This window comes from Plantactinospora sp. B6F1 (assembly GCF_040120695.1).
Taxonomy (GTDB): Bacteria; Actinomycetota; Actinomycetes; order Mycobacteriales; family Micromonosporaceae; genus Plantactinospora.
In genome coordinates, this window is the sequence record NZ_JBEEAC010000042.1 from 38,132 (window position 1) to 52,763 (window position 14,632).

At 73.7% G+C, this 14,632-nt stretch carries 12 protein-coding genes; 8 read left to right on the forward strand and 4 right to left on the reverse strand.

Annotated elements, in window-relative coordinates; translation table 11 throughout:
* The first annotated feature begins 152 nt into the window (after positions 1–152).
* From ABNF97_RS30810 to ABNF97_RS30820, 3 genes are all read left to right on the forward strand, one after another.
* Entirely contained in the window at positions 153–953 is an 801-nt protein-coding gene (locus ABNF97_RS30810; RefSeq protein ID WP_349340661.1) for an ACT domain-containing protein, read from the forward strand.
* 70 nt (positions 954–1,023) lie between these two features.
* Positions 1,024–2,112 (forward strand): GNAT family N-acetyltransferase, encoded by a 1,089-nt coding sequence (locus ABNF97_RS30815; RefSeq protein WP_349340662.1) that lies wholly within the window; start codon positions 1,024–1,026, stop codon positions 2,110–2,112.
* A 522-nt stretch (positions 2,113–2,634) separates the two neighbouring features.
* Positions 2,635–5,490, forward strand: coding sequence for a glycoside hydrolase family 9 protein (locus ABNF97_RS30820; RefSeq protein ID WP_486484965.1), 2,856 nt, complete (start codon positions 2,635–2,637; stop codon positions 5,488–5,490).
* Between the two features lie 214 nt (positions 5,491–5,704).
* On the opposite strand, the gene ABNF97_RS30825 is transcribed toward ABNF97_RS30820, so the two are convergent.
* Positions 5,705–6,010 (reverse strand): hypothetical protein, encoded by a 306-nt coding sequence (locus tag ABNF97_RS30825; RefSeq protein WP_130464087.1) that lies wholly within the window; start codon positions 6,008–6,010, stop codon positions 5,705–5,707.
* A 94-nt stretch (positions 6,011–6,104) separates the two neighbouring features.
* Positions 6,105–8,111: a glycoside hydrolase family 3 protein gene (locus ABNF97_RS30830; protein WP_349340664.1), complete on the reverse strand. Its 2,007-nt coding sequence runs from the start codon at positions 8,109–8,111 to the stop codon at positions 6,105–6,107.
* Positions 8,112–8,476: 365 nt separating this feature from the next.
* Between ABNF97_RS30830 and ABNF97_RS30835 the strand changes: the two genes are divergently transcribed.
* From ABNF97_RS30835 to ABNF97_RS30845, 3 genes are all read left to right on the forward strand, one after another.
* Entirely contained in the window at positions 8,477–8,869 is a 393-nt protein-coding gene (locus tag ABNF97_RS30835; protein WP_349340665.1) for an integrase, read from the forward strand.
* Positions 8,870–8,980: 111 nt separating this feature from the next.
* Positions 8,981–9,544, forward strand: a complete 564-nt coding sequence (locus tag ABNF97_RS30840) for a SigE family RNA polymerase sigma factor (RefSeq protein WP_349340667.1) — start codon at positions 8,981–8,983, stop codon at positions 9,542–9,544.
* Positions 9,541–11,022 carry a WD40 repeat domain-containing protein gene (locus ABNF97_RS30845; protein WP_130464084.1) on the forward strand — a complete coding sequence of 494 codons (1,482 nt, stop codon included), beginning with the start codon at positions 9,541–9,543 and terminating at the stop codon, positions 11,020–11,022. Before ABNF97_RS30840 ends, ABNF97_RS30845 begins: the two co-directional genes overlap by 4 nt.
* Before the next feature lie 73 nt (positions 11,023–11,095).
* Here ABNF97_RS30845 and bsaP read toward each other — a convergent pair whose 3' ends face one another.
* Positions 11,096–11,296: a biotin synthase auxiliary protein BsaP gene (bsaP, locus tag ABNF97_RS30850; RefSeq protein WP_130464083.1), complete on the reverse strand. Its 201-nt coding sequence runs from the start codon at positions 11,294–11,296 to the stop codon at positions 11,096–11,098.
* Between the two features lie 2 nt (positions 11,297–11,298).
* Entirely contained in the window at positions 11,299–12,294 is a 996-nt protein-coding gene (gene bioB / locus ABNF97_RS30855) for a biotin synthase BioB (RefSeq protein WP_130464082.1), read from the reverse strand.
* A gap of 298 nt (positions 12,295–12,592) precedes the next feature.
* Here bioB and ABNF97_RS30860 point away from each other — a divergent pair, with 298 nt between their 5' ends.
* Positions 12,593–13,729, forward strand: coding sequence for an aminotransferase class I/II-fold pyridoxal phosphate-dependent enzyme (locus ABNF97_RS30860; RefSeq protein ID WP_130464081.1), 1,137 nt, complete (start codon positions 12,593–12,595; stop codon positions 13,727–13,729).
* Positions 13,730–13,775: 46 nt separating this feature from the next.
* Entirely contained in the window at positions 13,776–14,480 is a 705-nt protein-coding gene (gene bioD, locus ABNF97_RS30865; RefSeq protein WP_349340668.1) for a dethiobiotin synthase, read from the forward strand.
* The last annotated feature ends 152 nt before the right edge of the window (positions 14,481–14,632 follow it).

The following is a 14,632-nucleotide window of genomic DNA, read 5'->3' on the forward strand; positions in this document are numbered from 1 at the left end:
ACCGGGGGCGGCACCCCGGCGTCCTCCGGACGGACCCGGGATGTCGCTGCCGGGACATGCAGCGGCAACAGGGGCGAAATGCTCATCGGGCAGCCTGGTTGACAGCTCGCCGGCGGCACGCGCGCCGGTCCGCCGACGGAGGGGGACGGAACATGTTGCTGAGGGTTCGGGTGACCCTGCCGGATCGCCCCGGAACGCTCGGTCAGGTCGCTCGCACGCTGGGGGTCGCCGGTGCCGACATCGTCGCGGTGGTGGTCCTGGAACGGCTGGGCGGCCGGGCCGTCGACGACTTCACGGTGGTCTGGCCCGGTGCCTCCCGGGTCGACCGGCTCTGTGCCGGGCTCGGCGCCATCCCCGGGGTACGGGTCGACGGCATGTGGCGGGCGATCGGCGCGTCGAGCGGGGGCGGACAGGACGCCGAGCTGCTCGCCCAGATCGCCGCGAACCCGGCCGACGGGCTCGCCACCCTCGTCGACGCGGTACCCGGCCTGCTGGCCGCCGACTGGGCCGCCGCGGCCGTGGTACCGGCGGACTGGGCGGCGCGGACCGGTCCGGGCGCCGGGACGGTCCGGGGCGGCGGGGCACCCGCCGTGGCGTACGCGAGCTGGCGGGCACCGGCCCCGCTGGAGTTGCCCGAGGTGACCCCGCTGCGGGCCCGGGCGCTGGACGGGCCGGCGGGCACGCACTTCGCGGTCGCCCCGTTCGGCCGGGCGGGGCTGGTGCTGGTGCTGGCCCGGGTGGACGGCGACGGCCTGTCGGCGGCCGGTTTCCACGGAACCGAGGTGGACCGGATCGCCCACCTGGTGCGGGCCGCCGCGACGATCCTCGGCGACCGACTCGACCTGGTCAGCGCGCCACCGCCACCGACCAGCCCGGCCGGCGCGGGGCCGTCCAGGTCCGTCGGCGCGGGCCCGTCGCCGGGCCGCCGGTCGGGCGGCTGCCGGCGATCGTGACCCGGCCGGGCTGAGCCACGACAGGCGGGTGACAGCGGGGGCGGGCAGGCGGGACCGGGAAGGATCGCAGATGGCACTGTGGCAGCTCAGGGCGACCGTGGCCGACCGGCCGGGATTTCTCTCCGTACTCACCGCGAGCCTGGCACTGCGCGGGGTGAACATCCTGACCGTCCAGGTACACACCACCGAGGCGGGGGCGGTCGACGACTTCCTGGTGGACGCGCCGGCCGAGTTGACTGCGGACGACCTGGTCGCGGCGGTGCAGCGCGGGCGCGGCCGGGACTGCTGGGTGGCCCGCTGCGAGGCGCAGGGGCTGGCCGATCAGCCGACCCGGGCACTCGGCCTGGCCAGCCGGCTGGTACGCGACCCGGGCGCCCTCGATGAGTCGCTGCGCAGCCTGCTCGGCGCGGACTCGGTCACCTGGCGGCCGGTGGTGGCCGGCCCGACCGGTGCGGAGCGGGGCTCCGGGGCGATGCGACTGCCCGACCCGTACGGCGGCTCGTTCGAGGTGCACCGGGCGGCCCCGAGCTTCACCCCGGCCGAGTACGCCCGGGCCCGGGCACTGGTGGAACTGGCCGGTGCGGTGGCCAGGCGGGCCGTCGATCCGGTGACCCTGGTGCTGTCGGACGGTGCCGAGCTGACCGTACGTCCCGCTCTCCCCGAGGACCTACCGGCGGTGCTCGCTATGCACCGGCGCTGTTCGGCGCGGAGCCTGCGCCTGCGCTATCCGGCCAGCGGTGCGGCGACGCCGGGACGGCTGCGCCGGCTGCTCTCCCCGGCGCGCGGGGTCGCCCTGCTGGCCTGCGCGGGTGGCGCGGACGGCCAGCCCGAGCGGGTGGTGGCGATGGCGAACCTGGCGGCCGAGGGGATGCTCGCCGAACTCGCCCTGCTGGTCGAGGAGGGCTGGCAGCGGCGTGGTCTCGGTGGCGCCCTGTCTCGCCGCCTGGTCGGGTACGGCACCCGGGCCGGCTACGCCGCGCTGCTCGCACACACCCCGGCGGGAAACGTCGGGATGCTGCGCATCCTGGACCGGCTGTCCCTCCCGAGCACGGTGGACCGGGACGGCGAGCTGCTGACCGTCACGGTGTCACTGCACGACCGGCCCGCCGTGGCGCCCCCCGTGCCCGCGCCTCCGCCCGTCGAGCTCCCGACCCCCTGAGATCCCCACCGCCGCCAAGGGGAGTCCTTCTGCTCGTAGTGCCCTCCGGCGCCCAGCGAAGGCACTATTTCCCTGAAACAGTACGATCCTGCGCTCGTCGCGGACGAGGGGTCGGCGGTTTGGGTGCTTCACAAACCGGCAATGGCGCGGTTACATTGTTGGCTATCCATGGGAGCGCTCCCGGGCTTCGATGGACCAAGATCCAACCCCCTCGCACCGGCATCACCGCAGCACGGTTTTCCCAGGCCCAGCACCCGCGTCGTGCACCGCGCAGGGAGAGGGGCGGATGCGCCCACATCCGCCCCTCGTGTCCTCCGCTACGCGTCGCCGCGCGCGGCTCCACGGACAGGAGCAATTCTAGTGCGCGACCGCATCGCCCCGGCCCGGCCGAACGGGCAACGTCCCCGGCCCGGTCCCCGGCCCAAACCAGGCGCCCGGCAACGCCTCGACGGTCGGCAGCGACCCGACGGCCGGCAGCGACCCGACCGCGGCCAGCGGCCGGGCCGCTGGTACCTCCGCGCGGTGGCCGCCGGCACCACCGCGCTGGCCGCCGCCGCGGCGCTGGTCCTCACCGGGGTCGCCCCGGCCGCCGCCGCACCGTCACCGGACGGCCCGACCGCCGGAGCGGGAGCGGCCGCGGCCGCCGCGCCGGCCTTCAACTACGCCGAGGCGCTACAGAAGTCGCTCTACTTCTACGAGGCGCAGCAGTCCGGCGAGCTGCCCGACTGGAACCGGGTCTCCTGGCGCGGCGACTCGGCGCTGACCGACGGCTCCGACGTCCGGCTCGACCTCACCGGCGGCTGGTACGACGCCGGTGACCACGTCAAGTTCGGCTTCCCGATGGCGTTCAGCACCACCATGCTGGCCTGGGGCGCGGTCGAGTACCGCAGCGGCTACCAGGCCTCCGGCCAGCTTCCGCACCTGCTCAACAACCTGCGCTTCGTCAACGACTACTTCATCAGGGCACACCCGTCCGCGAACGTCCTCTACGGACAGGTCGGCAAGGGCGACGACGACCACAAGTGGTGGGGTCCGGCCGAGGTGCTGCCGATGGCGCGGCCGGCGTACAAGATCGATGCCAGCTGTGGCGGCTCGGACCTGGCCGGCGAGACGGCGGCGGCGATGGCCGCCTCCTCGATGGTGTTCCGCCCCACCGACCCGGCCTACGCGGACCGGCTGGTCACGCACGCCCGCCAGCTCTACAGCTTCGCCGACACCGTGCGCCGGGCCTACCACGAGTGCATCACGGACGTGACGAACTTCTACCGATCCTGGAGCGGCTACCAGGACGAACTCGTCTGGGGCGCGATCTGGCTCTACCGGGCCACCGGGGACGCCAGCTACCTGACCAAGGCGGAGACCGAGTACGACCGGCTCGGCACCGAGCAGCAGTCGAGTACCCGGATGTACAAGTGGACGGTGGCCTGGGACAACAAGCAGTTCGGCGCGTACGTGCTGCTGGCCAACCTGACCGGCAAGCAGAAGTACGTCGACGACGCCAACCGCTGGCTCGACTACTGGACCGTCGGAGTGAACGGGGAGAAGGTGCGCACCTCCCCGGGCGGGATGGCGGTGCTGGACACCTGGGGCGCGCTGCGGTACGCCGCCAACACCGCGTTCGCGGCGCTGGTCTACGCCGACAAGACCACCGACGCGACCCGGAAGACCCGGTATCACGACTTCGCGGTCCGGCAGATCAACTACGCCCTCGGCGACAACCCGCGCAACTCCAGTTACATGATCGGCTTCGGCGCCAACCCGCCGAAGAACCCGCACCACCGCACCGCGCACGGCTCCTGGTGGGACAGCATGCAGGTGCCGGAGGCGACCCGGCACACCCTCTACGGCGCCCTGGTCGGCGGCCCGTCCTCGCCGAACGACGCGTACACCGACAACCGGAGCGACTACGTGATGAACGAGGTCGCCACCGACTACAACGCCGGGCTGACCTCCGCGCTGGCCCGGCTCGTCTCCGAGTACGGCGGCACGGCGCTGGCGAACTTCCCGCCGACCGAGACGCCGGACATCGACGAGATCACCGTGGAGACCACGGTGATGCAGGCCGAGCCGAGGGCGACCGGGATCAAGGCGATCGTCTACAACAAGTCCGCCTTCCCGGCCCGGGCGCTGACCGACTCCTCGTTCCGGTACTACTTCCGGCCGGAGGGCGACAGCGCGATCCAGGTGACCAGCGGCTACACCCAGGGCTGCCCGGCACCGACGGCCGCCCGGCAACTCTCCGGCGACATCTGGTACGTCGAGGTCGACTGCTCCGACTACACCATCGCCCCGGCGGGACAGTCGGCGCACCGGATGGAGGTGCAGTTCAAGATCGGCGTACCCGAGGGCGGCACCTGGGATCCGAGCAACGACCCGTCGTACCAGGCCGCCGCCGGGCCGAACCCGAAGGTGGCCCTCTACGAGGGCGGCTCGCTGATCTGGGGCAGCGAACCGGCACCGTCGGCCCCGGACACCACCGCGCCGAGCCGGCCGGGCACCCCGAGCGCCGCCGGGGTCACCGCCACCGGTGCCACCCTGAGCTGGGCCGCCGCCACCGACGACGTCGGGGTCACCGGCTACGACGTGTACCGGGAGAACGGCGCCACCGACGTCCTGCTGGGCTCGGTGCCGACCCCGACGTTCGCGGTGACCGGGCTGGCGGCCGAGACGACGTACCAGTTCTACGTGGTGGCCAAGGACGCCGCCGGCAACCGCTCGACGGCGTCCGCGCCGGTCTCGGTGACCACCAGTCCGGCCGGGACCGGCGACACCACCCCGCCCGGTACGCCCGGCGGGCTGACCGTCTCGGCGGTGACGACCAGCGGGGCGACCCTGGGCTGGACCGCATCCACCGACGACGTCGGGGTCACCGGTTACCGGGTCTACCGGGAGGCCGGCGCCACGGACGTGCTGCTCGGCACGGTGACCGGCACGACGTACCCGGTCACCGGGTTGACGGCCGGCACCACGTACCAGTTCTACGTGGTCGCGTTCGACGCGGCCGGCAACGTCTCGGCGGCGTCGGCGCCGGTCTCGGTGACCACCACCGCCGAGCCGGCCAGCGGCTGCCGGATCGGCTGGACCAGCAACGACTGGGGTACCGGGTTCAGCGGCACCGTGACCGTCACCAACACCGGGACGAGCACGATCCAGGGCTGGACGCTGGAGTTCGCTTTCACCGCCGGCCAGCGGATCACCCAGGCCTGGTCGGCCACCGTCACCCAGTCCGGAACGGCGGTGACCGCCACCAACCTCTCCTACAACGGCACGCTCGCCCCGGGCGCCTCGACCAGCTTCGGCTTCAACGGCACACACACCGGCAGCAACCCCCGGCCGGCGTCGTTCACGCTCAACGGCGCGGCCTGCGCGACCGGCTGAACCGTCCCTGGCCGGTCCCCGCCGGGGCCGTCGGGTGGTACCAGCAGGCCACCTGACGGCCCCGGTCCGGCGGGCCGAGCCGTCCGTGCCCCGGCCCAGCTACCGCAGGAAGCCGCGGTGATGCGCCGGCAGCCGCACGCCGGGATCCCTTGGTCCGACGCCCGGGCACCCCACCGACCGGTCCAGCGCGCCCGGATGCACGGGCCCGGTCCGGTCAGTGGCCGTGCCGTTCCGCGATCCGGTCGACCGCCTGCTTCGCCTCCCGCAGCCCCACGCCGGTGGCGTCCCGGTACGCCTTGATCGCCGCGATCCGCTGTCCCTTCTCGAGGTACGCCGACACCTCGGGCAGGACCGGCTCGGCATCGGTCAGGCCGAGATGCTCCATCACCAGGTCGAGCTTGCGTTCGACCCGGCGCAGCCGGGCGATGCCGTCCCGGTGGCGTCGCGCGGCCGACGACGACTCCGTCCAGAGCAGCACGAGCAGGGGGAGTACGACGGCGAGGAGGAGCCAGGAATCCATTCAAGCACGGTACGGCGGGAAGCCGTCCTGCGGACGTCGCCGCCGCCGGCTTCCGGATCACCGGGCCGGCGGCGGCGCCTCGTCGACCCTGGCCTCAGCGGGTCCGCAGCCCGTACCCGTACGGGAAGAGCGGGCGGTAGTTCCGGTCACCGACGTTGATCGGCACCTGCGCCTCGCTGCGCGGCCAGCTCACCGAGAGCCGGCCGGTGAACGGCCGCCGGCCGAAGAGCACGTCGGCCACGCCGGCCCCCTCGCTACCGGGCAGCCAGGAGGCGACCAGCGCGTCCATCTGGCCGAGCTGGTCGGTGACCACCTGCGGCCGTCCGGAGACGACGAGCACCACGCAGGTGTCGATCGCGCCGCAGACCCGCTCGATGACCGCCCTGTCGCCGGCCTGGAGGGAGAGCGACTTCTCCTCCTGCTGCGGCGTCGTGCACCAGGCGCACTCCGGGCCGCCCACGTCACCGAACCCCTCGGCGTACGGCGTCTCGCCGACCACCACGACGGCGACGTCCGAGCCGGCGGTCGGCGCGGAGCCGTCCGCGCTGTAGGTGACCCGGGCGCGCGGCGCCACCTCGCGGATGCCCTCCAGGATCGTGGTACCCGGGATGATGTCGCCGGAGGCGCCCTGCCAGGTGATGGTCCAGCCGCCGGCCTGGTTGCCGATGTCGTCGGCGTTGCGGCCGGCGACGTAGATCCTGGCGTCCCTGCGCAGCGGCAGCGCCCGGTTGCTGTTCTTCAGCAGCACCTGCGACTCGGCGACCGCCCGTCGGGCCAGCGCCCGGTGCGCGCGGCTGCCGACCTCGTCGACGTCGTCGGCGGAGGCGTACGGGCGCTCGAAGAGGCCGATCTCGAACTTGGCGCGCAGAATCCGGCGTACCGCGTCGTCGATCCGGGACTGGCTGACCCGGCCGGCCCGCACCTCGGCGAGGAGCAGGTCGATGAAGTGCTTCGCGTTGTTCGGCACCATGAACATGTCGATGCCGGCGTTCACCGATGTCCGTACCTTGTACGCGGTCAGCCCGGCCACGCCCGGCTCGTCCGGGTCGGGGATCTGGTGGATGCCCTCCCAGTCCGAGACGACGAAGCCCTTGAACCGCTGCGCACCCTTGAGCACATCGGTGAGCAGCTCCTTGTGCGCGTGCATCTTCACCGGGTTGCCGATCCCGTCCTCGATCCAGTCCACGCTGGAGAACGACGGCATCACGCTGTCCACGTCGTGCCGGCGCAGCGCGGTCCAGAACGGTGCGAGGTTGGTGCGGGCGAAGTCGGCCCGGGTGGTGACGGTGACGCCCTGGTCGATGACGTACCGCTGGGAGCCGGGCGGCAGGCTCTCGTTGGCGTCGGCGGCGGCCTGGTCGTACTCGGTGTCGCCGTCCCCGGCGTAGTGCTTGACGGTGGCCAGCACCCCGGCGTCGCGCAGCCCGTCGATGTAGCTGCTCAGCTCGCCGACGAGCCTCGGCTCCTCGCTGAACGCCTCGTACGCCCGGCCCCAGCGCTCGTCCCGGGACACGCAGAGGCACGGGGCGAAGTTCCACGGGATGCCGGTGGCCTTCACCTCCTCGCCGGTCGCCTTGCCGATCTGCCGGACGAGCGCCGGGTTGCGGGTCGCGCCGAGGCCGATGTTGTGCGGGAAGACGGTGGCACCGTAGACGTTGGCGTGCCCGTGCACCGCGTCGACGCCGTAGATGATCGGGATGCCCAGCCGGGTGCTCATGGCTTGCCGCTGGAAGTTGTTGATCATCGACACCCAGGCTTCCGGCGTGTTCGGGGTGGGGACGGAACCGCCGCCGGAGAGCAGCGAACCGAGGCCCCACTGGGCGACCAGCGTCGGGTCGGCGTCCACCGCCGCCCGCTCGGCCTGGGCCATCTGGCCGACCTTCTCGGCCAGGGTCATCCGGCGGAGCAGGTCGTCCACCCGCCGGTCGATGGGCAGCCTGGCGTTGCGGTAGTCGGGCTTGCCGCCGTGCCCGGCCGCGATGGCTCCGGTGGCGGTGCCCTCGGGTGCCGCCGCCGCGCTGCCGGCGGGTAGCAGCGAGGTGATCAGTACTCCGGTGAGCAGCGTTATCAGTGATGTCCGGGATCGCGAGTGTGGACGCATGTCGTGCCTCCAGAACGGATCGGGTGCGCGCCACGCCCGATCCTGCCGTCGGCGATAAGACAACGTCAATATCTGACTGTAAGGAGTCCTTCCTGAAAGCGCTCTTTGTGTAGCCTTCTGTTCGCTTTCATGGGGATTCATGGGGTGAACTTTGTCAGTGCCGCAGGACCGGGTGACGGCTTCGCCCCCGGCCCGGAACCGGCGGATCTGCCCCGCAGCTTCGCAGACCCGCCGGCCGACCGGCATCGGCGCGGACCCTCCCCGGTCCGTGGTCGCCGTACCCTCGGCAAGTGAAGCGGACCGGGGCATCCCGGGGCGGTAGCCGCGCCGCGTTGGCCCGAAATCGAGAAGGGGTGGACGTCGCCGTGAAGTCCAGACTGCGTCGGCTGTACGCCCAGGACCGAGAGTTCGCCTGGACGGCCCGGATCCACTACGTCCGGACCGGGCAGGGGGCGCGCCGGTGCGTCCGGGTACGCGTCTGGGGCGCCGGCAAGAACAGCCGGGCCCTCCAGGCGGACCTGCTCTCCACGCCGGACTCGGCGGGACAAGGCGACCGAGAGGTCATCGACGACGGGTATCCCGGGCCGAGGCACGTGCGGGCGGTGATCGACCACGCCCTCCGGCACGGCTGGCAACCGGAGGAGATCGGCGGCACCTTCGTGCTGACCGGCGCCGGGCACGCCGAGGCGCTGCTCCTGCCCGGGTTCGTCGTCACCGATCTGCTGCTGCTCGCCGAGCGGGCGACGCCCGGCGGATAAGCGCTGCCGGTTTCCCGTGGCCGGGCGGTCGTGGATCGGCAACCCGTGCCACCGCCGGGTCCACCCACCCGAGCGAACCATCCCGAGCGTGGTGATGGTCAGGAGGTGCGTGTGGATCCAGAGGAGTCGTTCCGGGAGTACGTCGCGGGCCGGGTGGCGGCGCTGTCCCGCACCGCGTATCTGCTGACCGGCGACCGGCACCTGGCCGAGGACCTGGTGCAGCTCACCCTGATCCGGGTGGCCCGACGCTGGGAGCGGCTGGTCTCCCGAGGCGACCCGGACGCGTACGTCCGGCGGACCCTCTACACCCAGCACGTCTCGATGTGGCGGCGCCGGTGGCGGGTGGTCGAGTTGCGCGCCGAACCGCCGGAGGTGACCGCTCCGGACAGCACGGAAGGGCTGGCCAGAGCCCTGGTGGTACGCGACGCGCTGCGCCGGCTCGCGCCACGGCAGCGCGCCGTGCTGGTGCTGCGCTACTTCGAGGATCTGACCGAGGTGGAGGCGGCCGCCGCACTCGGCTGCTCGGTCTCCACCGTCAAGAGCCAGACCCGGGACGCGTTGGCCCGGCTGCGGAGTCTCGCTCCCGAGCTGGCCGAGTTGATCGGCCCGGGCATGGCCGGCGGGCGACCCTCGACCGTGCACGTGTCGGCGGTGGACAGGGAGGGACGAGGATGAGCGACGGGCTGCGTACGGTCCTGGCCGAACTCGCCGACCGGATGCCGCCGGCATCCCCCGGCGACGTGTGGCGGGCCGGGCGGCGGATGCGCCGACGCGACCGGCTCCGGCTGGCCACCCGGCTGGCCGTGGTGCTGGCGGTGCTGGTCTGCCTGGTGCCTCAGGTGCTGCGCTACCGGCCGCTGGCGGAGCCGGCCGGCGGCCAGGCGGCGGTGCCGAACCGGGTCTGGACCCCGTGGATGTGGCAGGGCACGGTCGGGCAGGATCCAAACGGGCCGGCGACGCTGCTGTTCAGCGGCGACGGGCTCGGACTGCGCGGCACCGACCTCTTCGACCACGAGGGCAAGGTGGCGGTGGTCGGGCAGGACGGGTCGTACCGGATGCTGCTGTACGGCGGAGCGGAGACCGTCGCCGGGGAGGCGGTGCAGATCTCCCCCGACGGCAGGTACGTGGTGCAGGGGCATCTCGCCGGCGCCGAGCGGGGCTGGCTGGTCGTCACCGACCTGGTCGACGGGCGCAGCCGGACGGTCACCGGACCGGAGGGCCGGACCTGCTGCGCCACCCCGCTCGCCTGGGCCCCGGACGGCGGTGCGGTGCTCGCCATGGAGACCTCGGAGACGCCGGTCGGCGTCGATCCGGTCACCGGGTACGTGATCCAGCCGGCCAGGCTGGTGCTGCACGACCTGACCACCGGGACCAGCCGGGTGCTGGTGGACGAACTGGGCGACCGGTGGAAGCTGCGTACCGCGTCCCTGGTCGCCTTCTCCCCGGACGGCCGCTGGATCGCGGTCAGCCAGGGCAGCCGGGTGAGCCTGGTCAGCCGGACCGGCGCGGTGGCCTGGAGCCGGGACCTCGGCCCCGGACGCCACCTGGCCGGAGTGGGTGCGTTCACCCCGGACGGCCGGCGGATCGCCACGGTGACCCTGGACGGCTGCCGGGACGAGTGCGACAGTGTCGCGCTGGCCGCCCGGACCTGGCGGTTCGGCTACCTCGACGCGCGGACCGGTGCGGACGGCACCGGGGCGGCGTTCGGACCGGTCACCGCGATGGCGGTCCGGATGCTCGGCTGGCGGCTCGGCACCGACCCGGTCGTGTTGACCTACCGGCCCGAGGGTGGTGCCCGGAGCGGTCCGGGGTTCAACGACACCGGATGGTGGGAGGTCGGCGACGCCACCCTGGTCGCGCTGCGGCCCGGTGGCGGCTCGGAGGTGTTGGTCGACTCCCCGGGCGAGGTGCTGGCGATGGACGTACCCCGGAATCTGCTCGAAGCCGGCCGGTTCGGCGGACCCGCCCGGGCGCCGGCGCCCCTTCCGGCCCGGCCGGTCGCGCTGGTCCTGGCCGTCCCGCTCGGCCTGCTGCTGATCGTCGTCGGCGTCCCACTGGCCGTGCTGTTCGGGTCGTGGCGTCGACGGCGCAGCCGGGCGGACGGCCTCCGGCACCCCCGACCCGGGGCAGGTGCCGGCGGGATTCCGGCCTGACCGGCCCGGACGGGTGCGAACCACGCCGGGCCGGCGCCCTACCGGGCTCCCGGCGTGGCCCGGTATCCAGGGGTCAGCCGGCGGAGGTGGTCTCGCCGTGCGCGACGCAGACCGCCGACCAGCCGGAGGGAAGCACCTGGACCTTCATCCTGCGCCGGCAGGAGGCGCAGAAGCGCGGCGGCTCGAACTCGCGGGCGGCCCGGCAGGCGTCGTGGCTGCCGGTGGCGGCGGCCTCGCCGCACCGGTCGCACCAGTTGGCCGTCTCCGTCGACATCGTCACAGCGTCGCCGAGAGCGCCTTCACCGGCATCTTCAGCTCGTCCAGCAGCGCCAGGTCCTGGCCGGCCGGGCGGCCCAGGGTGGTCAGGTAGTTGCCCACGATCACCGCGTTGATCCCGCCGAGCAGGCCGTCCCGGGTGCCGAGGTCGCCGAGGGTGATCTCGCGGCCGCCGGCGTACCGGAGGATGGTCCGGGGCATCGCCAGCCGGAACGCGGCGATGGCCCGCAGCGCGTCGCGCGGCGCGACCACCGGCTGGTCGCCCAGCGGGGTGCCCGGCCGGGGGTTGAGAAAGTTCAGCGGCACCTCGTGCGGGTCCAGCTCGGCGAGCTGCGCGGCGAACTCGGCCCGCTGCTCGACGGTCTCGCCCAGCCCCAGGATGCCGCCGCAGCAGACCTCCATGCCCGAGGCGCGGACCATCCGCAGCGTCTCCCAGCGCTCCTCCCACGAGTGCGTGGTCACCACGTTCGGGAAGAAGGAGCGGCAGGTCTCCAGGTTGTGGTTGTAGCGGTGCACCCCCATCGCGACCAGCTCGTCGACCTGGTCCTGGGTGAGCATCCCGAGCGAGGCGGCGACCTGGATGTCCACCTCGGCCCGGATCGCGGCGACGCCCTCGCGCATCTGCTTCATCAGCCGCTCGTCCGGGCCCCGGACCGCCGCGACGATGCAGAACTCGGTGGCCCCGGTGGCGGCGGTCTGTTTCGCCGCCTCGACCAGGGACGGGATGTCGAGCCAGACCGACCGGACCGGCGAGGCGAACAGCCCGGACTGCGAGCAGAAGTGGCAGTCCTCCGGGCAGCCGCCGGTCTTCAGCGAGACGATCCCCTCGACCTCGACCTCCGGGCCGCACCAGCGGACCCGCACCTCGTGCGCGAGCTGGAGCGTCGCCGACAGGTGCTCGTCGGGCAGCCGCAACACGGCGAGCACACCGGCCTCGTCGAGACCGACACCACCATCGAGCACCTGGGTACGGGCCCGGTCGAGGATTTCTGGCATGGGTCGTACCCTACAAGCGGACCGCCGATCGATGTCGGCCCCACCCGCCGAGCTGCCCGGACGGCGCTGCGGACGTACCGGCCGGGGTCCGACCGGTACGGCGGACGACCAAAGACCGCGACGGGTGGTATTTTCGCCGGTCGGGGCCCGTCGCGCGGGCGACGCCACCGGCTCCAGGTCGCGCGACCCGCCGACCGGGCCCGACTTCCGCGCGGTCCGGCGGGCCGCAACTGCGGAACGTGCGGCGATCGGGTTTCCGACAGCGCCCGGGGGCGGACGCGGACCAGTGGGGGTGGCGGTGCCGAGCTGGCTGGAGGGTCTCGACCGGCGGGCGCGGCTGCGCGCCAAGGCCGGGCTGAGCCGCCGGCTGCGGCCGAGGAGCGCCGTCGAGGACACGGTCGACCTCGCCGGCAACGACTACCTGGGACTCTCCCGTCATCCGGCGGTGATCGCCGCCGCTGCGGAGGCCCTGGCCGGGTACGGCCTCGGCGCCACCGGGTCCCGGCTGGTACGCGGCTCCACCGAGGCACACCACGCGCTGGAGTCCACTCTCGCCGACTGGCTCGGCACCGGGCGGGCCCTGGTCTACTCCTCGGGCTACCTCGCCAACCTCGGCGCGGTCCGCGCCCTGGTGCAGCCCCGCACCCTGCTGATCTCCGACGCGCACAACCACGCCTCGCTGATCGACGGTTGCCGGCTCTCCGGCGCGGAGACCCGGGTCACCCCGCACCTGGACGTCGACGCGGTCGAGGCGGCCCTGGCCGGGGCACCGGGCCGGCCGGCGGTGGTGGTCACCGAGTCGGTCTTCTCGGTCGACGGCGACCTCGCCCCGCTCGGGCGGTTGCACGCGGTGGCCCGCAGGTACGGCGCCCTGCTGCTGGTCGACGACGCGCACGCGCTCGGGGTACTCGGTCCGGCCGGGGCGGGCGCGGTGGCCGGTGCCGGGCTGGCCGGTGAGCCCGACGTAGTGGTGACGGCGACCCTCTCCAAGGCGCTGGGCGGAGCCGGCGGGGTGGTGGCCGGGCCGGTCGAGCTGGTCCGGCACCTGATCGACACCGGCCGCACCTTCATCTACGACACCGCCCCGCCGCCGGCGGTGGTCGCCGGGGTGCGCGCCGCCGCCGGGCTGGCCCGGGTCGGCGACCCGCTCCGGGCCGAGCTGGCCGACCGGGCGGCCGCGGCGACCCGCCGGCTCGGAGCGGCCGGGCTGGAGGTCTCCGCACCGGCCGCCGGGGTGGTCTCGGTGACCGCGCCCGGCCCGGAAACCGCGGTGACCTGGGCGGCGGACTGCCGGGACCGGGGTGTCGCGGTCGGCTGCTTCCGGCCGCCGTCGACCCCGGACAACCGCTCCCGGCTGCGGTTGACCATCAACGTCGGCATCGACCGGGCCGACTTCGACCGGGCCCTCGGCGTGATCGTGGAGTGTGCCCCGTGACCGGGACCGGAGGTGTCTGGTGAGTAGCGTGGCGTGGCGGGGCCCGATCCTGGTCACCGGCACCGACACCGACGTGGGCAAGACGGTGGTCACCGCGGCGATCACCGCCGCCGCCCAGGCCGCCGGGCTGCGGGTCGCGGTCATCAAGCCCGGCCAGACCGGTACGGCGACCGGGGCGGAATCCGACGTCGACACGGTGAACCGGTTGGCCGCGCCGATGACCGCGCGCACCCTGGTCAGCTATCCCGATCCGCTGTCACCGCTGGCGGCGGCCCGGGTCGCCCAGGCCGAGCCCCTGGAGCTGTACGCGGTCGCCGACGAGATCAGGGCCGACGCGGAAAAGCACGACCTGGTACTCGTCGAGGGGGCCGGCGGGCTGCTGGTTCCGATGGGGCTGCGCCCGTCCGGCGAGGCGTGGACCCTCGCCGACCTGGCGGTGTCGATCGGCGCCCCGGCGGTGGTGGTCACCCGGGCCGGGCTCGGCACGCTGAACCACACCGCGCTCACCCTGGAGGCGCTGGACCGGCGCGCGGTGCCCTGCGGCGTGGTGCTCGGCGCCTGGCCGGCCGAGCCCGAGCTGGTGCACTGGGCCAACCTGCGGGAACTGGTCCCGAACACGATCGGCGGGCTGCCGGACGGGGCCGGCACCCTGGAGCCCGGGGTGTTCCGCCGCTCCGCGCCGGGCTGGCTCACCCCGGCCCTGTACGGCGTGCTCGACGACTGGCGGGCCTGGGCCGAGGAGGTCATGTAAGGAGCTCCGGTACTTGATCAGTCCGGGGTTCCAGGGTTGCATGAGCATCCCCGGTTGGTCCGGTGGGTGGCGACGAGTTGGGGTCTGAGGGAAAGCCTCGTACGACTGATTGCCACCGCTGGTCTGGCCACGGATGCCCCGGATGAGCCACC

Coding starts and splice junctions, on each gene's coding strand:
- ABNF97_RS30810 (WP_349340661.1), top strand. CDS start 153: ATGTTGCTGAGGGTTCGGGTGACCCTGCCGGATCGCCCCGGAACGCTC.
- ABNF97_RS30815 (WP_349340662.1), top strand. CDS start 1,024: ATGGCACTGTGGCAGCTCAGGGCGACCGTGGCCGACCGGCCGGGATTT.
- ABNF97_RS30825 (WP_130464087.1), bottom strand. CDS start 6,010: ATGGATTCCTGGCTCCTCCTCGCCGTCGTACTCCCCCTGCTCGTGCTG.
- ABNF97_RS30830 (WP_349340664.1), bottom strand. CDS start 8,111: ATGCGTCCACACTCGCGATCCCGGACATCACTGATAACGCTGCTCACC.
- ABNF97_RS30845 (WP_130464084.1), top strand. CDS start 9,541: ATGAGCGACGGGCTGCGTACGGTCCTGGCCGAACTCGCCGACCGGATG.
- bsaP (WP_130464083.1), bottom strand. CDS start 11,296: ATGTCGACGGAGACGGCCAACTGGTGCGACCGGTGCGGCGAGGCCGCC.
- bioB (WP_130464082.1), bottom strand. CDS start 12,294: ATGCCAGAAATCCTCGACCGGGCCCGTACCCAGGTGCTCGATGGTGGT.